The following is a 26886-nucleotide window of genomic DNA, read 5'->3' as shown; positions in this document are numbered from 1 at the left end:
GCATACTATTTAATATTGAAAGGCAAATGGCAAAGGTATTAATTCTGATACAGTCACTTTTCTTATTAACTCTAATTTAACTGTGGTTTAAATACAATTTCGTACGATTTGTAGTCGGTTAAAACTGTAATTGCAATATCTTGAATATCTTTTTTGGTAATTGAATTTACAATATCTTCAAAATTTTTGGTAACTCTATATTTGATGCTTCCGATTTTGTTTCTTTAAACAATTTCCCAAGTGCTTACATACCAATTGGTGCCAACTTCTTCTTCTCTTAATATTGCCTATGTGTTTCTTAAATCATGTTTGCTTAAGCTAAGAGTGAAAAAATAGGTTTAACCCCTATTAATAAAATGTTAAAATTTTATATGTTTCATGAATTAAAGAGTTTTCTCCTTTTCTGATTAGGGGTGTTATCCGTAAAAATATTGCATTTTTGGTTAAAAAGATAAAGTTGGGGATTCCCAAACTTATTGAGAGTATTTATATTCTTTAAAAACAACAAGCATCTACAGTTTGATTGGTACTTATGAGAAAATGACACAATATGTAGAATCATTTTCTTAAAATTTCATTTAATTGGTACGTCCTAAATTTTTCATTTGTCTGGCTATAAAATTTTCAAACATTTTTATGTCGGTTAAGTGTCCAAACACTTAAGAGGTGAATTTCCTGAGCTAGTGCTTACAGCCATAGGGTAGAACTCAAAAGGACAAAGTTTTATACCTTTAGTCATTTATTTACTTCAATGTGCTAAAAAGAATCTTGTGTTTTTATGAGGTTAAATGTTTTCTAGATGCCTAAAAAAATCAGAAAATCGCCTAAAAACTCCTTTTAGACGACCTCTTTTTAAATTATAATATTGCGGTTTATTTTTTACCTTTTTTCTTGCCTCTACCTTTACCCCAATTAGCTTTCATTTCACCTAAGGTTAATTGGCCATTACCATCAGTATCCATTGCTGCGTAGTTTTTTTCTAATCGTTCTATAGGTATTTCTTTTTTTCTTTTAAACGAAGTCCATTCCTCCAAAGAGATAAATTCATTTTTATCGGTATCAAACCGTTTGAACATTTTTTCAAAGTTTGGGCCTTTTGGTTCTTGAGCAGAAATGGTTAGGGTAAAAGCGAAAGAAAGTAACGATAAAACGCCTAATTTTAAAATTCTTGATTTCATTTGTATTTAATTTAGTTAATAATAATGCTAAAATTTAGACTCTTAAAGTACTAAATGGTTTAAAAGTAAAGAGTTCTTAATGAATATTTTCTTTTAAACTCTAGTGGTAATTTCCGTTAAAATTAGGTGTATCTTTGCAGCTATATAAAAAATGACATTAAAAAAGTTTGTCATTTTACAAACAATGTTTATGTCATTTCAATCATTAGGCTTATCCGAAGCCTTGCTAAAAGCAGTTAGCAAAAAAGGATACACAACCCCAAGTCCCATTCAACAAAAAGCCATTCCTCCAGTTTTAGAAGGTAAAGATGTTTTAGCATCCGCACAAACAGGTACAGGAAAAACAGCAGGTTTTACATTACCACTTTTACATTTACTTTCTGAAAATCCGAAACAAAAATACAGACCCATTCGAGCGTTAATTTTAACGCCAACACGGGAATTAGCAGCTCAAGTGTATGCGAATGTTAGAGAGTATAGTGAGTTTTTAAACTTACGAAGTGCGGTCATTTTTGGAGGCGTTAATCAAAAACCACAGGCGGCAACCATTCGTCAAGGTGTTGATATTTTAGTCGCTACTCCAGGGCGTTTGTTGGATTTGCAAAGTCAAGGTTTATTATCACTAAAGCGCATCGAAATTTTTGTTTTGGATGAAGCCGACAGAATGCTAGATATGGGCTTTTTAAGAGACATTCAAAAGGTAATTAATTCAATGCCAGAAAAACGTCAGAACTTGATGTTTTCGGCAACTTTTTCAAAAGATATAAAGACGTTAGCACATGGTATTTTAAATCATCCAGTACAGGTTGAGGCTACGCCAGAAAACACTACTGTTGAGGCGATTACCCAAAAAGTATATCGCGTTGCTAAAGGCAAAAAAACAGGTTTAATAATTAAACTAATTTCTGAAGGCAATTGGAAACAAGTTTTGGTATTTACGAGAACAAAACATGGTGCGAATAGACTTTGCGAAAAAATGATAAAGTCGGGTATTACAGCTGCTGCTATTCATGGTAATAAAAGTCAAGGTGCAAGAACAAAAGCGTTGGCAGGGTTTAAAAGTGGACGCGTTCGTGTTTTAGTAGCCACCGATATTGCTGCAAGAGGGCTAGATATTCCTTTGCTTCCGCATGTTATTAATTTTGAATTGCCTAATATCTCTGAAGATTATGTGCATAGAATTGGTAGAACAGGTAGAGCTGGGGCAAGTGGTGAAGCATTATCTTTAGTTAGTGCAGATGAAACCTCTTTCTTGAGAGCTATTGAAAAGTTGATTGAAATGAAATTACCTGTTCAAATTATAGAAGGGTTTGAACCAGATCCAAATGCATCAACAGTGCCAATAAAGCAAGGTCAAGGTCGTCAAAGTCGTAAACCAAGAAATAAGTCTAATAACTCCGGTAATTCTAGCAGAAATTCTAATAGAAACAGTAATTCTAGACGTCCGAAGCGTAACAATGATAGACGTAATTAAGTTTTTAATGCAGAAAATTCTAAAAGATAAAATTATAGAAGTTTGCAATAAAAAAATTGCAGCTAAAGGTGAAAACGTAGGGATATCATTTTATGCGTTTTTCAAAAACAAAAATGATAATCCAGAATTATTAATGGAAGCCGCTACTTGGTGGATAAAAACACACAAGTTAGATCACTTTGAAAAAGCAGTAAAAATTAAAAGCCTTGTAAATGCCATCTCAACCCAATAATCCACTTCATGGCATAAAGCTAGAACAAATCATTAACGATTTAGTGGCGCATTATGGTTGGGAATACATGGGTTATACTATAAAAATAAAATGCTTTACAGATAACCCATCAGTGAAATCTAGCTTGAAATTTTTGAGAAGAACCCCTTGGGCAAGAACTAAGGTTGAGGATATGTATTTAAACATGTTGAGAAATAGGATGTAATATTTGGAGAAGTTGGTTTAAAGTTAGGAACACTACTTGAAGTTAATTAGATAACATTCATTATACGCGTCTTAAGCTTTTCTTTAATGGCATTTATAACCAATAAAAAGAAAGAACAAAAGAGAAATAAGGATAGTATAAACCGTGAAATTAAACTTCTACAACTTCATGGGTAACCATACCTCTTAATAGCCAGTAGTAATTGCTATAGCTATAAATACTAAAGCTAAAATCATACTAATGATGAATAATGGTAATATTAATTTGAACCACTTTTCAAATGATACCTTAGCCAAACCTAGCATAGCCATTAAAACTCCATTTGTTGGTATAATAAGGTTTGAAAGTCCGTCACCTAATATGTAAGCGAGTACTGCAGTTTGGCGAGATATACCCAATAAATCGGACATTGGTGTCATCAAGGGCATAGAGACCAAGGCTTGACCAGAAGCAGATGGAATGAAAAAATTTAGTGTTGATTGGAAAAACAGCATGCCTTCGGCAGCGACAATTTTTGGCATTGACATAAGTACTTCACTGGCGTTGTAAAGTATGGTGTCAATAATCATTCCTTCTTCAAGAACTACAGATATGCCGCGTGCTACACCAACAACTAAGGCAGGAACAATCATAATCTTAAGACCTTTTGTAAATGCCACCATAGACTCATCACCAGACATACCTGCAATTTTTGCTATGATGATTAAAATTCCAATGAAACATGCACTCATTTCTATCAGTCCCCATCCAATTGTTTGAACAGCTACAAGTATAGCTGCATAAGACAGAATAAAAAAGAGCAGAATATATATGTGTTTTCTTTCCAAATTTTCTTTTTCAAACGACCCAAATTCATCCAAATTGAAGGGGTCATTTTTCATAAAACTAAGTGAAGGCTTTTTCTTTATTTTATCTCCATATCGAGAAATGAAATAGAAACCAACTGCTGCATAAACTACATATAAAACTAGTCGAAAACCTATTCCAGATCCTATTGGTAGCTCAGCAATAGTTTGGGCAATCTGTACAGTAAATGGATTTGTTACACCAGAACTCCAACCTAAATAAACGGGTACACTTAATAAGGCAAAACCAAATAGTCGGTCGTAACCTAAACGCTTTGATAGAAAAAGAAAAACAGGTATTAAAGCTATTGTTTCACCTCCAATTCCCATAAATGATGAACCAGAGAAAATTGTTATGTAGATTAAAAAAAGAAGTAATTTAGGTCTACTCTTAAACTTTGCAATCAATAAAAAGAGAAAGGCATTAATGGCGCCCGTATGCTGAATTAGTGTGAAAAGAGCTCCGATAATGAAAACATAAAACACAAGTATAGCTGAGTCTCCTAAACCTTTTGGTATTGCACTAAGAATACCAAGCATAGAAACTGGTGAGGATTTCCCAACGATATTTTCACCAACTAGAGCCGCCTTTAATGAATAGTACTTGGGAACCTCTTTATAACTATTAGGCACAACAACAGTCTGTGACATACTACCATAATCTTTTGTTATTCTTTCGAAACTCCCACTAGGTATAACATAAGATAGTAAAGAGCAAATTATTATAATCCAAAAAAGGAATATAAAAACATGAGGGATTTTAAAGTTTTTCATTGGTTAATGGTTAGTTATAATGAAGTACGATGCTTTAATGATATGAAATCGTTTTAACATTTTTTATATCATCAGTTAAACGAATATATCACTTTTTTCTGACAAAATTAAGCTAAAGACTGGACAAGTGTTTCAAGCCTTCATAAACAACAATACTAACGGCATTAGCTAAATTTAAACTTCTCACGTGTTTACTATACAAAGGGATTTTGAAAAGTAAATTTTTATGCTCTTGAAGTAAAGGTTTTGGTAAACCAACAGACTCTTTTCCAAAAACTAAAAAGAGGTCATCTTCAAAAGGAATGTCCCAATGATTTTTTGAACCATGACTTGAAAGGAAAACCATGGTTTGATCTTTGTTTATTCTAAAAAACGCTTCAATATTTTCGTAATAAGTGACTGATAAGTGTTGCCAATAATCTAAACCAGCTCGTTTTAAACGACTGTCGTCAATTTCAAACCCAAAAGGTTTAACCAAATGTAAGTGAGACCCAGAAGCCAAAGCTAAACGCCCAATATTTCCAGTATTATTAGGTATTTCAGGTTCTATTAAAACAATGTTTAAAGGCATATTTATCATTCTTGTTAACACAAGAATCTTATTAATTGAAATTTAATTCTTAATGTTTTCTACAAACTCATTTATAGTATTTACACCATGATTGGTTACATGCTTTACAAAAGCACTACCAATAATAGCGCCCTTAGCGTATTTAGTAGCTTGAGTAAACGTTTCATTATTACTAATCCCAAAACCTATTACTTGAGGATTTTTTAAGTTCATTTTAGCAATACGCTCAAAGTAAGCAGTTTGTTCATCCCCAAATCCAGATTGTGTACCAGTAGTGCTTGCGCTACTTACCATGTAAATAAACCCGTTTGAAATAGAATCGATATATCTAATACGTTCATCGCTGGTTTGTGGTGTAATTAAAAATACATTTATAAGTCCGTATTTCTCAAAAATAGTTTGGTATTCCTCGTGATAAACATCCACAGGTAAATCTGGAATAATCAATCCGTCTATACCTAATTCTTGACATTTTTTACAAAATGCTTCAACACCATATTGAAACATTGGGTTAAAATATCCCATGATAATCAGGGGAATATTTACTGTTTTTCGAATGTCTTTTAACTGATTAAAAAGAACCTCTGTAGTCATGCCATTTTTTAAGGCAGTAGTAGAGCTATCTTGAATGGTTGGACCATCGGCTAGAGGGTCGCTAAAGGGTAATCCAATTTCAATCATATCCACACCGTTTTTTTCTAGGTCTTGAATGATAGAAGTGGTATCATCAATATTTGGATATCCTGCTGTGAAATATATGGACAATAATTTTTTGTCCTCTTGTAGTTTTTGATTTATTCTATTCATCTTTTTTCTATGAATTTTTATCAATTATCCCAACCCGCGTTAGGGATTGAGCGATTGTTGGAGCTCCTCGCAGAGAGCGACTCGTGAAAGCCCGACCCCTTGTGGGTAACGCCCAAATACTAAATTTTAAAATACTCTATATAATTTTGTAAATCCTTATCACCACGTCCAGATAAACTTACTACAACCACATCGTCTGGCTTAAATGCCTTTTTACCAAAAATAGCTAAGGCGTGCGAGGTTTCAATAGCTGGAATAATGCCCTCTAACTTGGAGAGTTCTAAGCCAGCTTCCATAGCATCACTATCTGTAATAGACATAAATTCTGCACGACCAGTTTTTGATAAATGCGCATGCATTGGACCAACACCAGGATAATCTAACCCTGCCGAAATGGAGTAGGGTTCGGTTATTTGTCCGTCCTTAGTTTGCATTAAAAGTGTTTTGCAGCCATGAATAATGCCTTCTTTTCCAAGAACAGAAGTAGCTGCACTTTCACCAGAATCAATACCCAAACCAGCAGCCTCAACCGCTATAATACCAACATCTGGTTCGTGTAAATAATGGTAATAGGTTCCAGCGGCATTACTGCCGCCACCAATACAAGCTACCACGTAATCTGGATTTTCTCGCCCTTCTTGTTCTCTTAATTGCCATTTAATTTCTTCTGAAATAACGGCTTGAAAACGTGTTACCATATCTGGATATGGATGCGGACCAATGGCAGAACCAATAATGTAATGTGTATTTACAGGGTTGTTTATCCAATCACGAATGGCTTCATTTGTGGCATCTTTTAATGTTCGACTTCCTGATAATGCAGGTACTACTGTAGCGCCTAGCATTTTCATTCTAGCTACGTTTGGAGCTTGTCTTGCAATGTCAATTTCGCCCATGTAAACAATACATTCTAGCCCCATTAAAGCACATACTGTAGCTGTGGCTACACCATGTTGTCCAGCTCCAGTTTCGGCAATAATTCTAGTTTTTCCCAAACGTTTTGCCATTAAAATCTGACCAATAGTATTGTTGATTTTATGGGCACCAGTATGGTTTAAGTCCTCACGCTTTAAATAAATCTTTGCATTGTATTTTTCCGAAAGGCGCTTTGCAAAATAGAGTGGAGAAGGACGTCCCACATAATCTTTTAAAAGCTGATCGAATTCCTTTTGAAAATCAGGTTCTGCCATAACTTTTAAATAGTTTTGGCGTAACTCTTCTACATTAGGATATAGCATTTCTGGGATGAATGCACCACCAAATTCACCATAATAGCCTTTTTCATCTACATTATAATTCATTGTTTTTTTATCATTCAATTTGTTAATGAATTCTCTTAAAATTGAAGTATTTTTGAGTCCAGGTTCGGTTTCAAACTTGCTGTTTACATCAATAGCATAACAATATTTTGAAGCGTTACTTGCTTTAAAGTTTTTGATGTCGTCGATTTGATCCAATCCAATACCTCCACTTAAAAAGAATGGTTTTGTGGATGGATAATCGTTTAAAAGACTCCAATCAAAAGTATAGCCATTGCCACCGGGAAGTTTGCCTTTAGTATCAAATAGATAATAGTCGCATACGTTTTCGTATTGATCTAAAACTTCAAAATTAAATCCGTCTTTAACTGAAAATACTTTAATGAGTTCAATAGGTCTTGAAACTAAACTTGTGGAACGTAAAATACTGCAAAAATATGGGGATTCTTCACCATGAAGTTGAACAGCATCCAATTTAAACTCGTTTATTTTTTCAACTATTGTTGCAATTTCAGCATTTACAAAAACACCAACTTTTTTAATGTTTTCTGAAATTTCCGGAATCTTAGTATCAAAGTGCCTAGGCGTTTTTTCATAGAAAATAAAACCAAGATAATCGGGCTGCAATGCAGCAACACGCTCAATATTATCTTGATATTTCATACCGCAAACTTTTAATTTCATAGCTCTAGTTTTTTAATAAATTCTGTTGCGCTTTCACCTGGATTATCTGTTTTCATAAAATTTTCACCAATTAAAAACCCTTTATAACCATAAGGCTGTAATTCTTTTATCGCTTCAATATTACTAATACCACTTTCTGAAACTTTTACAAAATCGTCTGGGATACTACTGCTTAAACTTTTGCTGGTTTCTAAACTCACTTCAAAGGTTTTTAAATTTCTATTGTTTACACCGAGCATGTCTAAACTTGGCATTATAGATTTATGTAATTCTTCTTCGTTATGCACTTCTAAAAGCACATCTAAATTTAGGCTTTTGGCAAATTCTGAGAATTGTTTAATTTCAGCTCTCGAAATAATGGCAGCAATTAGTAAAATTACATCTGCTCCATAGGCTTTAGCTTCTAATATTTGGTATTCATCAATAATGAATTCTTTCCTCAATAATGGTAAACCACAACTGGCTCTTGCGGTTAATAAATCATCAAGAGAGCCTCCAAAGTATTTACCATCGGTTAAAACGGACATACCACAAACACCAGCAGCTTCATAACCTTTTGCTACATCCTGAACATTAAGTCCGTTGTTAATAACCGACTTTGATGGTGAACGACGTTTGTGTTCAGCAATAATTCCAGATTTACTATTACGCAAGTTATTTGCAAGTGAGACTGTTTCTCTTTTAAATAAAATAGACTGTTCTAGTTGAGAGACAGGAATCAATCCTTTTCTTAACGCAACTTCTTTTCTTTTATCTAATGTTATTTTATCTAATATATTCATTTTTTCTTTTTTCCGTTCATTTTGTCTTGATACAAAATCCTTCGACTACGCTCAGGATAAACCAAACCAAAAAATTAAGTTAAAGCCGAGGGTTTTTTTAACTTTTTCCAATAACCAATAACTATTTACTCAATTCAATCAACGTATCTAAACTCGCTTTTGCTTTTCCAGAAAACAGCGACTCTTTTGCCATTTCAAATCCTTCTTGATGTGAAATTTGTTTAGTAGTAGCAATGGCTAATCCTGCATTAGCACAAACTACATTATTTTGGGCTTCTGTACCTTGGCCACTTATAATGTCAACAAATATTTTTGCGGCATCTTCAACGGTATTGCCTCCAAAAATGGCTTCTTGTTGTATAGTTTTTAGACCTAAATCTTCTGGTGAAAATAATTTTTCGGAATGATTGGAAACAATTTTAGCTTTTCCTGTTAATGAAATTTCATCATAACCATCTAAGGCATAAATAATATTATAATTTTTGTCTGTATTTTGATATATGAAACTGTATAGGCGTAACAATTCTAGGCTAAACACGCCTAACATTTGATTTTTTGGAAATGATGGGTTTACCATTGGTCCCAACATGTTGAAAAAGGTTTTAACGCCTAATGCTCTACGAATGGGTGCAACATTTTTCATGGCTGGATGAAATAACGGGGCATGTAAGATGCATATACCTGCTTTGTCTAAACAGCGTTTTAAAAAATCTTCATCATTAGAAAATTTTACGCCTAAATTTTCCATAACATTTGATGACCCAGAAGTTGAGGATACCCCATAGTTGCCATGTTTTGAAACATGAACTCCTGCACCTGCTGTTATAAATGATGATAGCGTGGAGATATTGAATGTGTTTTTACCATCACCTCCGGTGCCAACAATATCTATAGCATTAAAATCGCTCAGGTTAATAGATACGCAAAGTTCTAAAAGGGCATTTCTAAACCCTGTTAGTTCTTCAATAGTAATGCTACGCATCATATAAACCGATAGAAAACATGCTATTTGGCTTGGGTTATACATATCGTTTGATATGTTTACAATAACCTGTTTAGCCTCTTCTGTTGAAATGGTTTCGTGGTTTATAAGTCTGTTTAAAATGTCTTTCATTTTTTGTTATTCCTGCGAAGGCAGGAATCTATTTTTAATTATACTTTTTTATTTCTGTTCATTTTGCCTTGATGCAAAACGAACCAAAAAATCAAGTTCAAGCCGAGGAATTTTTAATCCCGATAAAAATCGGGATTAAAACCGATTTGAAAACTCCGTGTCGAACTGCGTTCTCCTGTTCTCGGAGCTTTTCTTCATCTATTCTGCGCCTTGACAATCAATTCTATCGAATTGACTTGGGACTTGATATTCTATTGTATTACTGTTTAATTTCAAACTTAGTTACTTTTTTCAATCGAGTAAGTACTGATTACTGCTACTGAATACTGCGACTAGTTATTAACCCAATTTTCTAATATCTTTTTTCCATCTGGTGTTAAAACCGATTCTGGGTGGTATTGCACACCTCTAACATCATACACTTTATGCCTAAGAGACATGATTTGTCCGTTATCATCAAAGGAAGTAGCCTCTAAACTTTCGGGTAAATCTGGATTGACTACCCATGAATGGTAGCGACCTACTTCAATGTCTTTTTTTAGATCTTTAAAAATATATTCGTCATCTACACTTATGGTGACATTAGTTGCAACACCGTGATAAACTTCATCTAAATTAATTAATGAACCACCAAAAACTTCGCCAATAGCTTGTTGCCCTAAGCAAACGCCAAAAATACTTTTAGTAGCTGCATATTTTTTGATAATTGGTTTTAATAAACCCGCTTCATCTGGAATTCCAGGACCTGGTGATAATACAATTTTATCAAATGGTTCAACATCCTCTAAAGCCAATTTATCGTTTCTTACTACGGTAACGTCACAGTTTAAATCTTCTAAATAATGGACAAGATTGTATGTAAAACTGTCGTAATTATCTATAACTAATACTTTTTTCATAAGCCTTTCTTAATCTCCTCAAAAGGGAGAAACTGTTTATGTTATAATTTATTTGAATAAGAAAGCATAATTGATTTCTTATCTACTTTTTCAATTTTCCTAACTCCTAACTCCTAACTCCTAACTCCTAACTCCTAACTCCTAACTCCTAACTTCCTTTTAAGTACTTTCCTGCGTTAGGGATTGAGCAATTGTTGGAGCTCCTCTTTTCGAGAGCGACTTGTGAAAGCCCGACCCTTGTGGTAACGCCATAATTTTAAATATCTTCTGCTAATTTAATAGCTTTAGTTAATGCGCCTAGTTTATTGTAAACTTCTTGTAATTCGCTTTCTGCATCAGATTTTGAAACTAATCCTGCGCCTGCCTGCCAGTTGAGTTTATAGTCTTTGCTCAAGAAAGTACGAATCATAATAGCATGATTAAAATTGCCCTCAAAATCCATAAAACCAATAGCACCTCCGTAAAATGCGCGACTTGTTTTTTCGTACTCTTCAATGAGTTGCATGGCTCTGTGTTTTGGAGCTCCACTTAATGTTCCTGCAGGAAATGTATCTGCTACTACTTGCATGGTTGAGGTGGTGTTGTGCTTTTGCCCTGTAACTTTACTGACTAAATGAATGACGTGCGAGAAAAACTGAACTTCTCTATATGTTACCACTTTTACATCGCTTCCGTGTCGGCTTAAATCGTTTCTTGCTAAATCGACTAGCATGACATGTTCGGCATTTTCTTTATCGTCTTTCTTTAGTTTTTCAGCTAGAATTTCATCTTTTTGCTCATCTCCAGTTCTTTTGAAGGTTCCAGCAATTGGATGAATTTCGGCTAAGCCATCATCAACAATAAGTTGTGCTTCTGGAGAGCTTCCAAAAATTTTGAAATCGCCATAGTCAAAATAAAATAGGTAAGGTGATGGGTTAATGCTTCTCAAGGCACGATAAATATTAAAATCGTCTCCAGTAAATTCTTGAGAAAAACGTCTTGATAATACCAGTTGAAATACATCACCGCGTTGGCAGTGTTTTCTAGCTATTTCAACATGTTCTCTAAACTCATCATCGGTTAAATTAGATTTTATATCGCCTTTAGCATTGAAATTGTAAGCGGCAAAGTTTTGAATGTTGATTAATTTATCAATTTCATCAATATTGTTTGGTGTGCCTTCATAGCAATGTGCAAAAATATAAGCTTCGTTTTTAAAATGGTTAATGGCTATGATGTTTTGGTAAACGGCATAGTACATGTCTGGAATAATTACCGAATCGTCTTTTTTGCTAATTTCTACATCTTCAAAATAACGTACCGCATCGTAAGCCGTATAACCAAATATCCCGTTGTTGATGAATTTGAAATTTTCTTCAGATTTGGTGTCAAATTTTTTAGTGAAATTGTAAATTTCATCAACTACATTAACATCATCTTTTATTTCTATAGATGTTGAACTTCCGTCGGGAAACGTTTCAGAAATCACTTCGTTTTCAACTTTTATAGAAGCTATTGGGTTAAAACAGATGTACGAGAAATTTTTATGACTTCTATGATAATCACCACTTTCTAATAAAATACTATTAGGATATTTGTCACGAATTTTATAATAAACCGTAACGGGTGTAATCGTATCTGTTAAGATGCGTTTGTGATGTGTATAGAGGCTGTATTTTTTCATTTTTCATTTTTTTATATTCTGAAACGGGTTCAGAACTCAAAGAAAAAGGCTTGTCGTGAATGACAAGCCTTTTTGATATTTTAAGTTTTAAATATACTAGGGAGTTACTTCACGAATGTTAGTTTCGAAAGCACCACCACCAAGTATTATTTAAAATAGATTTCATCTTATTTATTTTGGAAGTTCAAATATAGAAATGAAAATATAATTACCCAAGAAGTTTACCTTATTTTTTTAAAATAAAAAAACTGCCATAAAAATGGCAGTTTTAAGATGATTATTAAGTGTAGAGAGAATTTTTAGTTTGCTATTAACCTTATCTTTCCTAATAATCGAATAAGTTCTAAGGTTTCATCCTTAGTTAAAGATTTTACAATATCTTGTTCTGTACTATCAATTAAATAATCTATTTTACTCAGAAAATCGATGCCTTGACTTGTGATTATGATATTTACTTTTCTTTTATTCTTTTCATTAATTTCTTTTTCAACATATTTTTTTTTGATGAGTTTGTCTATTAATCGTGTCGTATTACTCATTTTGTTTATCATACGTTCCTGTACTATTGAAAGGGACGCTGGGTTTCCATTTTGACCACGCAAAATTCTTAAAACATTGAATTGTTGAATAGAAACATCAAAAGGTTTAAGAACGTCATTTAGTTTACCATTAATTATTCCGTAGGTATACAAAATGTTAACTACAACTTTTTTTGATAAAGGTAGATTCGAACTAGTTTTTAGGATACTTTCTATTTTCATCTACAACTGTTGTATATACAAATGTATATAATTTTTTGTTTAAAAATGCATTTTTTATAAAAAATTGTTAAACATCGTGTAAATAATTGAAGATTATCTACATTTATATCAATTAATTTGAGTTTACACTAAATAAATTTATTTAATGAAAATCACATATATATTTATAATCCTGTTCGCCTTTTTAGGCTGCAAAGACACAAAGAACAAAGATGATTTTGCGGAGTCTAATAATAAAGTTACTAGCACACCTTTAGGAGAAAATGTTGAAGCAATAGATTTAGAGATATATGATTTTAGTGGATTTAAGAAGTTTTTAAATAGAAGGGATGATAAAGTTTATGTAATTAACTTTTGGGCTACTTGGTGCGCTCCTTGTGTAAAAGAATTACCCCATTTTGAAAAGTTAAATCAACAATATAAAAAGGATAATGTAGAAGTTATTTTGGTAAGTTTAGATTTTCCACATCTTTATGAATCTAAATTAAAACCTTACATAAAAGAAAAAAACATACAGTCTAAAGTTATTGCTTTGGATGATTTAGATATGAATTCTTGGATACCACAGGTTAACGAAAATTGGTCGGGTTCTATCCCAGCCACCATAATTTATAAAAGAGAAAACAGTAAATTTTATGAACAATCATTTAATTACAATGAACTTGAATCGGCATTAAAGCCATTTTTAAAATAAAATAAAATGAAAAAGTTAATTAAATTAATTTCTGTAGCAGTTGTTCTGCTTTTTGTTAGTGCATTTACTATAAATAACAGTATAGGTGAAGGATATAAAATAGGGGACGTGGCCGAAGATTTTTATCTTAAAAACATTGATGACAACATGGTTTCTTTATCCAATTACAAAGATGCCAAAGGCTTTATAATTACTTTTACTTGTAATACATGTCCGTTTGCGGTTATGTATGAAGATAGAGTACAAGCTTTAAATGAAAAATATGAACCGAAAGGGTTTCCTGTTATTGCTATTATGCCTAATGATACTAGTGTAAAACCAGGTGACGCATTTCCTGAAATGAAAAAAAGAGCGAAACAAAAAGGATTTACGTTTCCTTATTTAATTGATGAGGAACAAAAAGTGTATCCGAAATTTGGAGCTACTAAAACACCTCACATGTATGTATTAGAAAGAACAGAAAAAGGACATGTTGTAAAGTATATTGGTGCTATTGATGATAATTACAGAGATGCATCAGCTGTTAAAGTTAAATATGTTGAAAATGCTGTAGATGCGTTATTGAGTGGAAAAGAAGTTGAACAAAAAGAAACAAAAGCAATAGGTTGTTCAATAAAAACTGCAAAAAACAACTAGTAATTTTGATTAAATGAAGAATATGTGTGTGTCTAGTCCTAAAAACCGAAGTGTAATAACTTCGGTTTTTTTTCGTCTATACGTTTAGTTGTATTAGTTTTGTAAAATATTAAATTTAAAATATCTTATGGAAGATTTAACACAAGAAGAATGGGCAGAACAATTGGCTAACGATGAAAATGCAGTAGTATTAGATGTTAGAACTGAAGCAGAAGTAGCAGACGGAATTATTCCTAACGCCATTCATATAGATATATATAAAGGACAGGATTTTGTAAATGACATAGAAGATTTAGACAAAAGTAAAAATTACTATGTATATTGTAGATCGGGCAATCGAAGCCATCAAGCTTGTCAAATAATGGAACAACTAGGTTTTGAGAACGCTTATAACCTTGAAGGAGGTATTCTGAACTGGGTAGGTGATGTGGTTGATATAGATTAAAATATAATTAAATGAGACAGATTTTATTTTTAATAGTTTTAGTTTTATGCATAGGATGCAAGAAAACTACCAATTCAAATGAGCAAACAAAAATAGTCTCTCCAGAAGAAATGCAAACTCTCTTGCAACTTGATGATGTACAGTTAGTAGATGTTAGAACCCCCCAAGAGTATAAAGATGGATATATTGATAACGCACTAAATATAGATTTTTTATCTTCAGATTTTAAAGAAAAAATTGAGAAGCTAGAGAAAGAAAAGCCTGTAATAGTATATTGTCGCTCTGGAAAGCGAAGTTCTAAATGTACTGAAGTACTCGTTGAAGCAGGTTTTAAAAAAATATATGATTTGGAAGGTGGTTTTACCAAATGGAAGCAAAAAGGACTAAAAAGTCAATAATTAAAATGGCTCTCAGATTTGAGAGCTTTTTTTATACCTAATTAGTTATATAAATTCGTGAGATTCCATTATTTAAATTTTTATTATATTTGAATTACTCCAAACAACGATCTATTATCTTAAATGATTAAATAGCATTTTTCATTTATTATACGTTTTATTACTTCCTAATATATTTTTAATAGCACTCTAGGCTATACAATAGTGTATGGCTAACTAACCAATTAAATTATTTATTATGATTAAAAAAGCAATTTCTTTAATTACCATGTTTGCTATGGTATTAAGTTTCGTGTCAACTTTAAATGCACAAGAGGATAAATCTTATAAAATGTGGGAGGATATTATGTTAACTCCAGATAACACAAAATTGAAAGTTTTAAGTGAAAACATGAGAAAACATAATGCAACTTACCATAAGGATGGAGCTTATGAAGCTACTGTTTACAATATTACCACTGGACCAAACGCAGGTAATATAATATGGGAGATGGGACCGATGATGTATAAGCATAATGATACAAGACCTAGTGAAGGCGGGCATGATGCCGATTGGAGAGACAATGTAATGCCATATATTAAAAAAATGCATACCATTGAATATTGGAAAAAAGACGATAAATTATCTAACACGAGCATGTTGGAAGGAGATGATAATAAGCATCCAATTTTATTTTGTAGATATGGGGAAATTGCTGATGGTCAAGCTTCTTCTGTAGTGCCTTTTTATACAATGGTGAGTGAAACAATAAAAGCCATGGAAGGAGAAAATCCTTGGGGTATTTATTGGAACGAATTCAGACAAGGAGATTTAGGAAGACACGTAGTTACTATCGGGTTTTATAAAAATTGGACTGAGTTCGATGAGGAAGATAATAAATTTAAAGAAACCTTTGAAAAAGTACATGGTAAAGAAAACTGGCAAATGTTTTTAGACATGGGAGAAAGAACTTTTTCAAATTCATGGGATGAAATTTGGGAGTATAATAAATTTATGAGTGGTAAATAATACTCATAAATAAAATATCGACGAAAAACCTTTACAGCAGATAGCGGTAAAGGTTTTTTTGTTTTGTCTTGTTTTTGAGTTATTTAGCTTATATTTTTTTAACATATAGTCTTTTTTATTAACTTTATAGAACTAAAACTTAACTAAAATTTCTACGTTATGAACATGATGAACGGTTGGCTTATTTTATCAATAGTAGCTTTACTCTTTTTAAGTATGTATATCTATGCTTATATATTTGTCTATTTTGAAAGAGTACAAAACAAAAAGCGAAAAAAAGAAGAGCTTATTAAACAAGAATTAAAAGCTCAAGAAAGGCAAAGAAAGCAAGAGTTAATTAACGAGAAAGTTAATAAAATAGCTGAACGAAGTAAACAAATAAAGCAGGAATTACGCCGTTTAGAACAAATGAAATCTATGAGATTGAAAACGCAAAAAACCTAATAAATTAGGTAGGTTTTTTAGCTTCAAATTATATATTAACTTAAAAGCCCATTAAAATAAATTTTAATTGGGCTTTTTTAATGATTAATATTATAAGCAATAACAATACAATTGCTGTTAATTTAAGCCTTGTCCTTCTATTGGAGGCGCACCAATTTCTTTTAGTTTTTCTTCTAATTGTGGTATTGATTTATTGGTAATTGTTATTAATTCAGATTTTAGTTTGACCAAGTTATTGTTTGCGTCGTTAAGTGCGTCTTTATGCATTCTTGTAGGGCCATAAGTTGAAGATGCAAGGGCAGCTTTGGCAATAAAACCTAAACTGTTAGCACTAGGGGCATTTTTTTCACCTATCTCATTTTTTGCTTTGTGTCCATTTAGAAGTCTATTAATTTTTAATAGTTTGCTTCTTTCGTTATGTAAATCCTTTGTCAAAGATCCAGACGAAACTTTTGCTTTTATTAATGCTCTTTGCATTGCACCTATTTTTAATAAAGACTTAGATAATACCAAATTGGTAGCTTTTAAATCTTGCTCAAATTTTTCAAAGGTTGCTCTAAAATCTTTTATTTCTTCATAAGTTGCACCTTCAAGAGACCCTTTTCTTAAAGGAATTATTTTAAAGAGTTTCGGTTGTGTTAAATTTGTTAATTCACCATCAACAAGTTTAGAAAGTGTAACGGTGTAATCCCCTGGAGTTGCCATTATATTGAAATTAAAATATTGGCTCATTGGTTTTGGAGGTGTTAACTTTTCGCCACTTCTATCTGCAAAGCTAAGGTCCCAGCTTACACGGTTAATACCTTTTTTATTAATGCCTTTTATTGTATTTACAACATTACCATTAGAATCCTTAATAGTCAAAATTATTTTAGGTTTTTGTTGTTCTTTTTCTGCACCTAAGGCATCCCAACCTGGAAAGGCAACCTCTTTATTATTTTTTATTAATTCTTTTTCGTTTTCTTTTCTAATTTCTTTTAGAGATTTTAATTTATCAGCTAGGTGATAAGTGAAAACAGCTCCAAATGGTGGATTTTCTCCAGAGTATTTGTCATTTCCTTGTCCATAAATTTCGTCTTTTTCTACATACCAATAAGCAGGTTTAATATCGAAAAGTAGATTATCAGTTTTCGTATTTATTTTGCCCAAATCTCTAATAGCTTGTATATCGTCAAGTATATAGAATCCTCTTCCAAAAGATGCAGCTATTAAATCATTTTCCCTTCGTTGTATTGTAATGTCTCTTATAGAAATGGTAGGCATTCCACCAGATAATTTGTTCCATTTAATACCACCATTTAGAGTGAAATAAACACCAAATTCTGTTGCCACGAAAAGTAAATCTTTATTTATATGATCTTGAACAAGTCTCCATGTAATTAATCTTTTTGGAAGATTACCGTTTATTGATGTCCATGTTTTTCCTTTATCTGTACTCTTAATTAGGTAAGGTTTGAAGTCACCGTATTTATGATTGTCCAATGCTGCATAAACAATATTTGCATTAAATAAATCGGCTCGTAAATCATTTACAAAGGCAGTAGATGGAATTCCTTTTATTGATCCAACTTCAATTTTATTCCAATTATCACCTCCATTTTCTGTTACTTGAATAATACCATCGTCTGTCCCAGCATAAAGCAAACCTTCTTGCTTTGGAGATTCGGCCAAAGAAGTAATTGTGTTATAGTTAGACATGGCTAAAACATCCCAAGCATTGTCCCAACTTTGTTGTTTCCCCATAATTGGTTGCCCAAGACGAACTTGATTCCTAGTGAGGTCTTGAGAAATGTTAGACCAAAAATCCCCCCGATTGTCTGATCTCCAAACGCGTTGAGAAGCAAAATATAATCGTTTAGGGTCATGTTGACTAACTAATATAGGAGCATCCCAATTGAATCTTTCAAAAGGCTCATTGATTTTAGCTTGTGGTTGGATAAAAACGGGCTCTTTAGTCGTTTGATCCACACGCCATAGTACACCTTCTTGAAATTCACCATAAGTTATATTAGGGTTTCCAGGTTCAGTGGCAGATTGATGCCCATCAGCAGAAAGCGTTATCCACCAATCTGCATTAGTGATACCTTCTTTTTTAGTTGTTCTTGATGGACCGCCATGAGACCCGTTATCTTGTGTTCCTCCATATATTTTATAGAAAGGGTACGAGTCATCAACAGCAACTTTATAGTATTGTGTAATGGGAAGGTTTCGAATAAAACTCCATGATTTAGTTAAATCGAAGGTTTCGTATAACCCACCGTCGGTTCCAAACATTAAATAGTTTGGATCACCTTTTTTAAAAGCAAGTGCATGACTATCTACGTGCTTTCTTTTTTCATTCATGTTATAAAATGTCTTTCCATGATTATCTGAAATCTGTACTGTATTACTCATTAAAAACAGTTTCCCTTCATGATGAGGAGACGCATATAATTCTTGATAATAGTGTGGTCCAGTACCTCCAGAAATTGCATCAGATTGTTTTACCCACGACGCACCTCTATTATTAGACATGAATAATCCGCCTTTTCTTCTTTCTAATTCAATTGCAGCGTAAATAATTTCAGGATTAAAAGGAGATATTGCTAACCCGATTTTTCCTAAATTAGATTCAGGGATTCCTGTTGTTAATTCAGTCCATGTTTCTCCTCCATCTGTACTTTTATGCAACCCAGATCCACGACCACCACCCATATATGCAGCAACTGTTCTGTGTCTTTGCCATGTTGCAGCATATAGATTATCTGGATTCGTATAGTCTATAACAATGTCGGTTACACCAGTCCACTCATTATCACCTAAGGTTTTCTTCCATGTATTACCTCCATCTATTGACTTGTATAATCCACGTTCGTCTCCTTTGCTCCAAAGTGGCCCTTGTGCCGCAACCCAAATGATGTTTGGGTTTTCTGGATGTACAATTATCTTAGAAAGGTGTTCAGAATTTTTGAGCCCCATGTTTTTCCAAGTACCACCATCGTCATGGCTTACATAAATACCATCACCAAATCCTGTATGGCGGCCACCTACATTTTCGCCAGTTCCTATCCAAATAGTATGAGAATTATTTGGATCGATAGTAATACATCCAATAGAATAACTGGTTTGTGTATCAAAAATCGGCTTCCAAGTGGTGCCAGAGTTTGTTGTTTTCCATACGCCTCCAGATCCTACAGCAACATACCATACATTTTCGTTTTCAGGATGAATAGCTATATCTGCAATTCTACCAGATGTAAGAGCTGGTCCAATACTTCTGAATTTTAAACCAGATAAGGTTTTTTCAATTTCAGAAGGTTCTTTTTCTTGTGCTAATAATGTTGCTGGTGAAAAAAATAATAGAAATAAAGTAAGGGCTAGTGTGTAATGTAGAGTTGTGTTTTTCATATTGGTGGTTTAGTGCCTTAAATTTAATTAAAAACTTAGTATTGTAAGAATTTAAACGGGTTTCAAATTGAGATTTAACATAATATTAGTAATTTATAAGTCTGCTTTATTCCAAAATAATATTAACGTTTGAGAGTTTAACTAGCTCATCTCCTTTGTCATTTTTGTGATCCAGAGCTATTTTTATACCATTGAAATCTCGAAGGTTTTCAAACGTATTAATCAGTCTAGCTTCAGCGCTATTACCCCTTCTAAATCCCCATTCCTTTATAATAAATTCATCATTATAATATAAATCATAGGCGTCTCCAGGAGTGTATCCTCCTTCGTTAGAGTAGGTTAGTGTTATTTTATTTATTTCAGCCTTACTTATTGGAGCAATTGTTTTACTAGGTGTAGATATAGAAATACCTTTATCCCAAATAAGTTGAAATGGTATTAGCAACCAAAATTTATCATTTATAAAAGCGCGATCTGTTTTAGTTAAAGTAGAATCAATTTTGTTTCTATTATAGGAAATTGTGTCATTATCTTTTATTAAAGTAATATGGTTAGTTTTTGGTTGCCATATCCAATTTCGTTTGTCATTAAAAGTAAAATAAACTTTCGAAACATTTTTCCAGTTTTCATAACCATGTGCGGTGGCTATTTTTTCTTCAATAGATAATGCTTCTACCTCAGGGATTGATTTTTTTTGTTCTTTGCATGATATAATTAAAGCTATATAACAGAATAGGTAAATGAAGTTTTTCATATTTTAGATTTTTATAAAGATAGAATTTCCAAATGAGTACACACGAAAATTATTTTGAAACAAATAAAACTACTTGGAACAAGAAAGTAAAAGTTCATTCTAAAAGTAACATGTACGATTTAGAAGCTTTTAAAAAAGGAAAGTCATCTTTAATGAAGTATGAATTAGAAGCTTTAAATGATGTAAAATATAAATCTTTGCTACACTTACAGTGTCATTTTGGTCAAGATACTTTAAGTTGGAGTAGGATGGGAGCAAAATGTGTAGGTGTAGATTTAAGTGACGAAGGAATAAAACTTGCAAGAAAATTAAATGCCGAATTAAAGTTTAATGCTCAATTTATATGCTGTAATGTCCTTGACACTTCAAAGTATGTAGCTGAAATTTTTGATATTGTATATACTAGCTATGGGGTTATAGGTTGGCTACCAGATTTAAAGCCTTGGGGAAAAATGATAGCAGAACGCTTAAAGAAGGGAGGTACTTTTTTTATGGCAGAATTCCACCCTATTGTATGGATGTTTGATTATTTAGATGATAAACCAATTATAAAACATGGGTATATGCAAGATGCTGTTATTTATGAAGAATATATGGGTACGTATGCAGATAAAGAATCAGAAATGATAAGTAAAGAATATGGTTGGAACCATGGTTTAGGTGAAGTTGTTTCTGCCTTAACCGAAGCAGGTTTGCATATAGAGTACTTAAAAGAACATGATGAAAGCCCTTATGATGTTTTACCAAATTTGACAAAAACAGATTCTGGAATGTTTGTTACTAAAGATAAATTGTACCCATTGATTTTTACGCTTAAGGCAATTAAAGTTTAAGTTTTCTGATGATTACATTACACTAAGGTTTTAGTGTATCGCTATTTCAGGACGGGACATCAAGCTATAAAAAAACCCGATAGAAGTTATCGGGTTTTTTATTTTACGGATTCCTGTTGTGGTAGGAATTAAACTAATCTTCAACCAAAACCCATTCACCTTTGGCAATTAATGGTTCTGCTTGTTTATACTTAACAGTTTTATTTTCACCATTCATAACGTGTTTAATTGTAACACGGTCGTTACGTCCAATTTTAGGTCTATCGCGAACAATGGTTTCAACTACTTCTTGATTGCGTTGTGTATTACCAGCTGCTCTATTTTGCGCTGATCGTTCATCTAAATTAGGGATTTCGTCTTTTTGTACATTAAGTTTTTCTTTTTTTCTAGCTCGTGCTTCATGAATGGTATCTTGTGTTTCTTGAGGTAATTCTCCTTTGAATAAGAAGGAAATGACATCTTTATTCACTTGATCTATCATGCTTTTAAACAATTCAAAAGCTTCGAATTTATAAATAAGAAGCGGATCTTTTTGTTCGTGAACCGCTAATTGCACCGACTGTTTTAACTCATCCATTTTACGTAAATGCGTTTTCCACGCATCGTCAATAATGGCCAGTGTAATGTTCTTTTCGAAATCGGTAATTAATTGTTTACCATTGGTTTCGTAAGCTTTTTCTAGGTCGGTTACTACATTTAAACTCTTAACACCATCTGTAAAAGGCACAACGATACGCTTGAATTTGTCGCGCTGGGTTTCATATACATTTTTAATAACAGGGAAAGCAATGTCGGCATTACGAGTCATTTTTTCTCTGTAATGTTCAAAAGCAGCTTTGTATATTTTTGAGGTTATATCTTGTGTCGATAATTTTCCGAATTCTTCTTCGGTAATAGGCGAACTCATTGAGAAATAACGAATCAATTCGAACTCAAAATTTTTATAGTCGTTAGCGCCTTTATTAGTTTCAGCTATACCTTCCGAAGTATCAAAAATCATATTTGCTAAATCGACACGTAAACGTTCTCCGTTTAAGGCATTATAACGACGCTTGTAAACCACCTCACGTTGTGCGTTCATAACATCATCATATTCTAACAAGCGCTTTCGAACACCAAATTGGTTTTCTTCAACTTTTTTCTGTGCACGCTCAATAGATTTTGAAATCATAGAATGCTGAATTACTTCGCCTTCTTTCAATCCCATTTTATCCATCATTTTAGCAATACGCTCAGAACCAAATAAACGCATCAGGTTATCTTCAAGAGATACGTAAAATTGTGAACTTCCTGGATCTCCTTGACGACCTGCACGACCACGTAACTGTCTGTCTACACGACGTGAATCATGACGTTCTGTACCTACAATGGCTAAACCACCAGCGGCTTTCACTTCGTCACTTAATTTAATATCTGTACCACGACCTGCCATATTGGTAGCAATAGTAACTTGTCCAGTTTTACCTGCTTGGTCTACAATTTCTGCCTCTTTTTTATGCTGCTTAGCATTTAATACGTTGTGAGGTATTTTACGAATACTTAGCATTTTGCCTAGTAATTCAGAAATCTCTACCGAAGTCGTACCAATTAATACTGGACGTCCAGCCTGAGATAAATTTGTAACATCATCAATAACTGCATTGTATTTTTCACGCTTGGTTTTGTAAACTAAATCTTCTTTATCATCACGAGCTATAGGACGATTGGTTGGAATTTCAACCACATCTAACTTGTAGATTTCCCAAAATTCACCAGCTTCTGTTACTGCAGTACCTGTCATACCAGATAGTTTGCGATACATTCTAAAGTAATTTTGGAGTGTTACAGTTGCAAAAGTTTGGGTAGCGTCTTCAATTTTTACATTTTCTTTGGCTTCAATCGCTTGGTGGAGACCATCAGAATAACGACGCCCATCCATAATACGACCAGTTTGCTCATCTACAATCATTACTTTGTTTTCCATCACCACATATTGGGTGTCTTTTTCAAACAAAGCATAGGCTTTTAAAAGCTGATTAAGTGTGTGAATACGTTCCGATTTCACACCAAACTCTTTAAATAATTCTTCTTTTAAGTTCGCTTCTTCTTCTGCTGAAAGGCCTTGATTTTCAATTTTAGCAATTTCTAAACCTATTTCTGGCATTACGAAAAAGTTAGGATTGTCCTTTCCAGAAAGATATTCAATACCCTTATCTGTTAATTCAATCTGATTGTTTTTTTCTTCAATAACATAATACAATTCGGCATCAACCTTTGGCATTTCACGATTGTTATCCTGCATGTAAAAGTTTTCTGTTTTCTGAAGTAACTGCTTAACACCTTCTTCAGATAAAAACTTAATTAGTGCTTTGTTTTTTGGTATACCACGATATACACGTAGTAATTGGATGCCGCCTTCTTTAGTGTCGCCTTCTTTAATTAGTTTTTTAGCTTCGGCTAAAACACCAGTTAAATATTTACGTTGTACAGAAACGATATCCTCAACTTTTGGTTTTAATTCGTTGAATTCATGACGGTCACCTTTAGGAATAGGACCAGAAATAATTAACGGTGTACGTGCATCATCAACCAATACCGAATCGACCTCATCGACTATAGCGAAATGATGCGGGCGTTGTACCAAATCGTTTGGAGAATGCGCCATATTATCACGTAAATAATCGAATCCAAACTCGTTATTAGTTCCATAAGTAATATCGGCGTTATAAGCTTTTTTACGTGCATCGGAATTTGGTTGGTGGTAATCTATACAATCAACACTCATGCCGTGAAATTCAAAAATAGGCGCCATCCACGCGCTATCACGTTTTGCTAAGTAGTCGTTAACTGTTACTAGATGCACTCCTTTTTCGGCTAATGCATTTAAATATACTGGAAGTGTAGCGACCAAGGTTTTACCCTCACCAGTTTGCATTTCGGCAATTTTACCTTGATGTAATGCAATACCTCCTATTAATTGAACATCGTAATGCACCATGTCCCAAGTAATTGGTTTACCTGCAGCATCCCAAGAATTTGCCCATATAGCATTATCGCCATCAAGGGTTACATATGTTTTATCGCCAGATAAGGTTCTGTCAAACTCATTGGCTTTAACCTTAATTTCTGTATTGTTTACAAAACGTTTTGCTGTTTCTTTAACTACTGCAAAGGCTTCAGGTAAAATAGTGTTTAAAACGCCTTCTGTAACCTGATAAATATCGTCTCTAAGCTTATCGATGTCTTGATAAATATCCTCACGTCTATCAATATCTTCTGTGTTTTCTGCTTCTTCTAAAAGATTAGTGATTTTCTCATTAATGTCTTTAGTAGCTTCGGCAATTTTAGCTTTAAACTCGAATGTTTTTCCTCTTAATTCGTCATGCGATAAGGCTTCAATGGCAGATTCAAAGGTTTTTATCTCAGCCACTAGTGGCGAAATAGCTTTTACGTCTTGTTTTGATTTGTCTCCTACAAAAACTTTTAGGACTGAATCTAAAAAACTCATATGTCTATATTTTATGTTTAACTAGGGCTTACCTAGGTTTTTTCGTTAAATCTTAAGTACTTTTTTAAGCACTCAAAGATACATTTTGTTGCGCTTATTTATTAAGAATAGGATAAAAAAAAAGCCTCAAATTGAGACTTTTTAACTATTCTTTATGCTTTTATTTAATATTCATCTTCATTCCAAAGATAATCTTCGTCAGTTGGATAATCAGACCAAATTTCTTCAATAGAATCATACGAATCACCTTCGTCTTCTATAGATTGTAAATTTTCAACAACCTCCAAAGGAGCACCCGTTCTAATAGCGTAATCTATTAGTTCGTCTTTTGTTGCTGGCCATGGTGCATCACTTAAATAAGATGCTAATTCTAAAGTCCAATACATACTTTATGCGTTTAATTTTTTGCAAAAATAATTTTTTAGTTTAAACACACAAGAAAAAAATGAATTATTTCATAATCATTTAAATTTTTAATTTTTTTAAATTAAAAATTAAAGATTTTTAGAATATCAATTGCTTCGCTTTCGTTTAAAAACCTTTATGAATATGTCTCAAATTATTCATTGGATTTTAAATCTCATTTAATCAGAAATTAAAAGAACGTATTTCTTTGTAATCTAAATTCTTGCAAATTATTTCTGCGATGTTAATAATTACAGTAGTTAATGGATTCCTTATGGGCGTTACACCTCCTTTCGTCGGTGTCGGGCTTTCCGTTATATCTTTTTAAAACGCTATTGCGAGAACGAAAGATATAGCAATCTGCCAAATCAAAGCATTCAAGCAATTATATTTCAATTAAATTTTAAAAAGGATGCCACTACAATCCTTAACGCAAGTTAGTCTGCAGTTTTTAGTATTCAGTCAACAGTAATTTGCTCTCTGTATACTTTTTTCTTCAAACTTCTGTCTTCCGTCTTCAAGCTTATCACTTTTTCTCAGGAATCCATTTAACTTCATTTGCTTGCAAGTCGTAAGTCAACTTTCGTGCCAATACAAAAAGGTAGTCAGAAAGGCGGTTTAGATAGGTTAGAGCATTCGATTCAAATGGTTCAATCTCATTTAATGCCGAAGCTAATCGCTCTGCACGTCTACAGACACAGCGCGCAATGTGACAGAATGACACCGTTTGATGTCCTCCAGGAAGCACAAAATGAGTCATTGGGGGCAAAGCATCATTCATGGTATCCATTTCTTTTTCCAGACGTTCTATATCTTCAGTAGTTATTTTTTGAATATTTAAGCGCTCTTTTCCATTTTTTAGAATGGCTTTTTTAGGGTCTGTTGCTAAAATAGCTCCTATAGTAAAGAGTCTATCTTGAATCTGTATAAGTGAATCTTTATAATCTTGATGTATATCTTGATCTCGAATTAATCCTAAGTGCGAATTTAGCTCATCAACTGTCCCGTAACTTTCAATTCTTATATGGTGCTTAGGTACTCTTGTACCACCAAATAATGCAGTGGTGCCTTTATCGCCTGTTTTTGTGTAGATTTTCATAGCTCAAAGTTAATAATTAAAAGTAAAACATTTTGTTATGAATTTTT

At 33.1% G+C, this 26886-nt stretch carries 25 protein-coding genes and 1 pseudogene; 10 read left to right on the top strand and 16 right to left on the bottom strand.

Going from position 1 to position 26886, the window contains the following annotated elements; genetic code table 11:
- Positions 1–872: 872 nt before the first annotated feature.
- A complete protein-coding gene (locus tag Q0739_RS02115) occupies positions 873–1178 on the bottom strand; it encodes an EF-hand domain-containing protein (RefSeq protein ID WP_298237039.1) in 306 nt (101 codons plus the stop codon).
- 190 nt (positions 1179–1368) lie between these two features.
- Between Q0739_RS02115 and Q0739_RS02110 the strand changes: the two genes are divergently transcribed.
- From Q0739_RS02110 to Q0739_RS02100, 3 genes are read left to right on the top strand one after another with little or no spacing between them, the layout of a single operon-like run.
- The gene (locus tag Q0739_RS02110) at positions 1369–2652 is read left to right on the top strand and encodes a DEAD/DEAH box helicase (protein ID WP_298237038.1); all 1284 of its coding nucleotides are present in this window, start codon (positions 1369–1371) and stop codon (positions 2650–2652) included.
- A gap of 7 nt (positions 2653–2659) precedes the next feature.
- On the top strand, positions 2660–2884 hold the full coding sequence (locus Q0739_RS02105) for a DUF6500 family protein (protein ID WP_298237037.1): 225 nt from the start codon (positions 2660–2662) through the stop codon (positions 2882–2884).
- Positions 2865–3089 (top strand): VF530 family protein, encoded by a 225-nt coding sequence (locus Q0739_RS02100; protein ID WP_298237036.1) that lies wholly within the window; start codon positions 2865–2867, stop codon positions 3087–3089. The genes Q0739_RS02105 and Q0739_RS02100 overlap by 20 nt, the downstream gene beginning before the upstream one ends.
- Positions 3090–3274: 185 nt before the next feature.
- Here the strand turns inward: Q0739_RS02100 and Q0739_RS02095 are convergent, their stop codons facing one another.
- The 10 genes and pseudogenes from Q0739_RS02095 to Q0739_RS02050 form a co-directional block, all read right to left on the bottom strand.
- Positions 3275–4708 (bottom strand): AbgT family transporter, encoded by a 1434-nt coding sequence (locus Q0739_RS02095; RefSeq protein WP_298237035.1) that lies wholly within the window; start codon positions 4706–4708, stop codon positions 3275–3277.
- A gap of 112 nt (positions 4709–4820) precedes the next feature.
- Positions 4821–5279, bottom strand: a complete 459-nt coding sequence (locus Q0739_RS02090; RefSeq protein WP_298237034.1) for a tRNA (cytidine(34)-2'-O)-methyltransferase — start codon at positions 5277–5279, stop codon at positions 4821–4823.
- A gap of 42 nt (positions 5280–5321) precedes the next feature.
- Positions 5322–6086, bottom strand: coding sequence for a tryptophan synthase subunit alpha (gene trpA / locus Q0739_RS02085; protein WP_298237033.1), 765 nt, complete (start codon positions 6084–6086; stop codon positions 5322–5324).
- A gap of 119 nt (positions 6087–6205) precedes the next feature.
- Entirely contained in the window at positions 6206–7387 is a 1182-nt protein-coding gene (gene trpB / locus Q0739_RS02080) for a tryptophan synthase subunit beta (RefSeq protein ID WP_298237072.1), read from the bottom strand.
- Positions 7388–7420: 33 nt separating this feature from the next.
- Positions 7421–8008 (bottom strand): annotated as a pseudogene (locus Q0739_RS02075) (phosphoribosylanthranilate isomerase); the annotation flags it as partial.
- A gap of 17 nt (positions 8009–8025) precedes the next feature.
- A complete protein-coding gene (trpC, locus tag Q0739_RS02070; protein ID WP_298237032.1) occupies positions 8026–8811 on the bottom strand; it encodes an indole-3-glycerol phosphate synthase TrpC in 786 nt (261 codons plus the stop codon).
- Positions 8812–8932: 121 nt separating this feature from the next.
- Positions 8933–9925 carry an anthranilate phosphoribosyltransferase gene (gene trpD, locus Q0739_RS02065; protein WP_298237031.1) on the bottom strand — a complete coding sequence of 331 codons (993 nt, stop codon included), beginning with the start codon at positions 9923–9925 and terminating at the stop codon, positions 8933–8935.
- A 332-nt stretch (positions 9926–10257) separates the two neighbouring features.
- On the bottom strand, positions 10258–10824 hold the full coding sequence (locus Q0739_RS02060; protein ID WP_298237030.1) for an aminodeoxychorismate/anthranilate synthase component II: 567 nt from the start codon (positions 10822–10824) through the stop codon (positions 10258–10260).
- A gap of 256 nt (positions 10825–11080) precedes the next feature.
- Positions 11081–12487: an anthranilate synthase component I family protein gene (locus Q0739_RS02055; protein ID WP_298237029.1), complete on the bottom strand. Its 1407-nt coding sequence runs from the start codon at positions 12485–12487 to the stop codon at positions 11081–11083.
- A gap of 299 nt (positions 12488–12786) precedes the next feature.
- Positions 12787–13248: a MarR family transcriptional regulator gene (locus Q0739_RS02050; protein ID WP_298237028.1), complete on the bottom strand. Its 462-nt coding sequence runs from the start codon at positions 13246–13248 to the stop codon at positions 12787–12789.
- A 145-nt stretch (positions 13249–13393) separates the two neighbouring features.
- Here Q0739_RS02050 and Q0739_RS02045 point away from each other — a divergent pair, with 145 nt between their 5' ends.
- The 6 genes from Q0739_RS02045 to Q0739_RS02020 all read left to right on the top strand — a co-directional run bounded on the left by Q0739_RS02045 (position 13394) and on the right by Q0739_RS02020 (position 16874).
- A complete protein-coding gene (locus Q0739_RS02045; RefSeq protein ID WP_298237027.1) occupies positions 13394–13942 on the top strand; it encodes a TlpA family protein disulfide reductase in 549 nt (182 codons plus the stop codon).
- Positions 13943–13948: 6 nt separating this feature from the next.
- Positions 13949–14578: a thioredoxin family protein gene (locus Q0739_RS02040; RefSeq protein WP_298237026.1), complete on the top strand. Its 630-nt coding sequence runs from the start codon at positions 13949–13951 to the stop codon at positions 14576–14578.
- A gap of 127 nt (positions 14579–14705) precedes the next feature.
- Positions 14706–15023, top strand: coding sequence for a rhodanese-like domain-containing protein (locus tag Q0739_RS02035; protein ID WP_298237025.1), 318 nt, complete (start codon positions 14706–14708; stop codon positions 15021–15023).
- Between the two features lie 11 nt (positions 15024–15034).
- Complete coding sequence (locus Q0739_RS02030; RefSeq protein WP_298237024.1) at positions 15035–15421, top strand: rhodanese-like domain-containing protein; 387 nt, start codon at positions 15035–15037, stop codon at positions 15419–15421.
- Between the two features lie 238 nt (positions 15422–15659).
- Positions 15660–16430 (top strand): hypothetical protein, encoded by a 771-nt coding sequence (locus Q0739_RS02025; RefSeq protein WP_298237023.1) that lies wholly within the window; start codon positions 15660–15662, stop codon positions 16428–16430.
- Positions 16431–16589: 159 nt separating this feature from the next.
- The gene (locus tag Q0739_RS02020) at positions 16590–16874 is read left to right on the top strand and encodes a hypothetical protein (RefSeq protein WP_298237022.1); all 285 of its coding nucleotides are present in this window, start codon (positions 16590–16592) and stop codon (positions 16872–16874) included.
- 117 nt (positions 16875–16991) lie between these two features.
- On the opposite strand, the gene Q0739_RS02015 is transcribed toward Q0739_RS02020, so the two are convergent.
- Both Q0739_RS02015 and Q0739_RS02010 read right to left on the bottom strand, forming a co-directional pair.
- Positions 16992–20261, bottom strand: coding sequence for a glycosyl hydrolase (locus tag Q0739_RS02015; RefSeq protein ID WP_298237021.1), 3270 nt, complete (start codon positions 20259–20261; stop codon positions 16992–16994).
- A gap of 106 nt (positions 20262–20367) precedes the next feature.
- A complete protein-coding gene (locus Q0739_RS02010) occupies positions 20368–21015 on the bottom strand; it encodes a hypothetical protein (protein WP_298237020.1) in 648 nt (215 codons plus the stop codon).
- Positions 21016–21047: 32 nt separating this feature from the next.
- Between Q0739_RS02010 and Q0739_RS02005 the strand changes: the two genes are divergently transcribed.
- The gene (locus Q0739_RS02005) at positions 21048–21848 is read left to right on the top strand and encodes a class I SAM-dependent methyltransferase (RefSeq protein ID WP_298237019.1); all 801 of its coding nucleotides are present in this window, start codon (positions 21048–21050) and stop codon (positions 21846–21848) included.
- Positions 21849–21981: 133 nt separating this feature from the next.
- Here Q0739_RS02005 and secA read toward each other — a convergent pair whose 3' ends face one another.
- From secA to Q0739_RS01990, 3 genes are all read right to left on the bottom strand, one after another.
- Positions 21982–25335: a preprotein translocase subunit SecA gene (secA, locus tag Q0739_RS02000; protein ID WP_298237018.1), complete on the bottom strand. Its 3354-nt coding sequence runs from the start codon at positions 25333–25335 to the stop codon at positions 21982–21984.
- A 164-nt stretch (positions 25336–25499) separates the two neighbouring features.
- On the bottom strand, positions 25500–25721 hold the full coding sequence (locus Q0739_RS01995) for a DUF2795 domain-containing protein (protein WP_019387375.1): 222 nt from the start codon (positions 25719–25721) through the stop codon (positions 25500–25502).
- A gap of 545 nt (positions 25722–26266) precedes the next feature.
- Positions 26267–26839 carry a cob(I)yrinic acid a,c-diamide adenosyltransferase gene (locus Q0739_RS01990; protein ID WP_298237017.1) on the bottom strand — a complete coding sequence of 191 codons (573 nt, stop codon included), beginning with the start codon at positions 26837–26839 and terminating at the stop codon, positions 26267–26269.
- Positions 26840–26886 lie beyond the last annotated feature (47 nt).

Origin of the sequence: uncultured Algibacter sp. (genome assembly GCF_947487605.1) — a bacterium.
In the GTDB taxonomy this organism is placed as follows: domain Bacteria; phylum Bacteroidota; class Bacteroidia; order Flavobacteriales; family Flavobacteriaceae; genus Algibacter_D.
The sequence above is the reverse complement of the archived record's forward strand: the minus strand, read 5'-3'. Positions and strand labels throughout refer to the sequence as shown.

Excerpts from the sequence above, each read along its gene's own strand:
- Q0739_RS02115 (WP_298237039.1), bottom strand. The coding sequence starts at position 1,178 with ATGAAATCAAGAATTTTAAAATTAGGCGTTTTATCGTTACTTTCTTTC.
- Q0739_RS02110 (WP_298237038.1), top strand. The coding sequence starts at position 1,369 with ATGTCATTTCAATCATTAGGCTTATCCGAAGCCTTGCTAAAAGCAGTT.
- Q0739_RS02105 (WP_298237037.1), top strand. The coding sequence starts at position 2,660 with ATGCAGAAAATTCTAAAAGATAAAATTATAGAAGTTTGCAATAAAAAA.
- Q0739_RS02100 (WP_298237036.1), top strand. The coding sequence starts at position 2,865 with ATGCCATCTCAACCCAATAATCCACTTCATGGCATAAAGCTAGAACAA.
- Q0739_RS02095 (WP_298237035.1), bottom strand. The coding sequence starts at position 4,708 with ATGAAAAACTTTAAAATCCCTCATGTTTTTATATTCCTTTTTTGGATT.
- Q0739_RS02090 (WP_298237034.1), bottom strand. The coding sequence starts at position 5,279 with ATGCCTTTAAACATTGTTTTAATAGAACCTGAAATACCTAATAATACT.
- trpA (WP_298237033.1), bottom strand. The coding sequence starts at position 6,086 with ATGAATAGAATAAATCAAAAACTACAAGAGGACAAAAAATTATTGTCC.
- trpB (WP_298237072.1), bottom strand. The coding sequence starts at position 7,387 with ATGAATTATAATGTAGATGAAAAAGGCTATTATGGTGAATTTGGTGGT.
- trpC (WP_298237032.1), bottom strand. The coding sequence starts at position 8,811 with ATGAATATATTAGATAAAATAACATTAGATAAAAGAAAAGAAGTTGCG.
- trpD (WP_298237031.1), bottom strand. The coding sequence starts at position 9,925 with ATGAAAGACATTTTAAACAGACTTATAAACCACGAAACCATTTCAACA.
- Q0739_RS02060 (WP_298237030.1), bottom strand. The coding sequence starts at position 10,824 with ATGAAAAAAGTATTAGTTATAGATAATTACGACAGTTTTACATACAAT.
- Q0739_RS02055 (WP_298237029.1), bottom strand. The coding sequence starts at position 12,487 with ATGAAAAAATACAGCCTCTATACACATCACAAACGCATCTTAACAGAT.
- Q0739_RS02050 (WP_298237028.1), bottom strand. The coding sequence starts at position 13,248 with ATGAAAATAGAAAGTATCCTAAAAACTAGTTCGAATCTACCTTTATCA.
- Q0739_RS02045 (WP_298237027.1), top strand. The coding sequence starts at position 13,394 with ATGAAAATCACATATATATTTATAATCCTGTTCGCCTTTTTAGGCTGC.
- Q0739_RS02040 (WP_298237026.1), top strand. The coding sequence starts at position 13,949 with ATGAAAAAGTTAATTAAATTAATTTCTGTAGCAGTTGTTCTGCTTTTT.
- Q0739_RS02035 (WP_298237025.1), top strand. The coding sequence starts at position 14,706 with ATGGAAGATTTAACACAAGAAGAATGGGCAGAACAATTGGCTAACGAT.
- Q0739_RS02030 (WP_298237024.1), top strand. The coding sequence starts at position 15,035 with ATGAGACAGATTTTATTTTTAATAGTTTTAGTTTTATGCATAGGATGC.
- Q0739_RS02025 (WP_298237023.1), top strand. The coding sequence starts at position 15,660 with ATGATTAAAAAAGCAATTTCTTTAATTACCATGTTTGCTATGGTATTA.
- Q0739_RS02020 (WP_298237022.1), top strand. The coding sequence starts at position 16,590 with ATGAACATGATGAACGGTTGGCTTATTTTATCAATAGTAGCTTTACTC.
- Q0739_RS02015 (WP_298237021.1), bottom strand. The coding sequence starts at position 20,261 with ATGAAAAACACAACTCTACATTACACACTAGCCCTTACTTTATTTCTA.
- Q0739_RS02010 (WP_298237020.1), bottom strand. The coding sequence starts at position 21,015 with ATGAAAAACTTCATTTACCTATTCTGTTATATAGCTTTAATTATATCA.
- Q0739_RS02005 (WP_298237019.1), top strand. The coding sequence starts at position 21,048 with ATGAGTACACACGAAAATTATTTTGAAACAAATAAAACTACTTGGAAC.
- secA (WP_298237018.1), bottom strand. The coding sequence starts at position 25,335 with ATGAGTTTTTTAGATTCAGTCCTAAAAGTTTTTGTAGGAGACAAATCA.
- Q0739_RS01995 (WP_019387375.1), bottom strand. The coding sequence starts at position 25,721 with ATGTATTGGACTTTAGAATTAGCATCTTATTTAAGTGATGCACCATGG.
- Q0739_RS01990 (WP_298237017.1), bottom strand. The coding sequence starts at position 26,839 with ATGAAAATCTACACAAAAACAGGCGATAAAGGCACCACTGCATTATTT.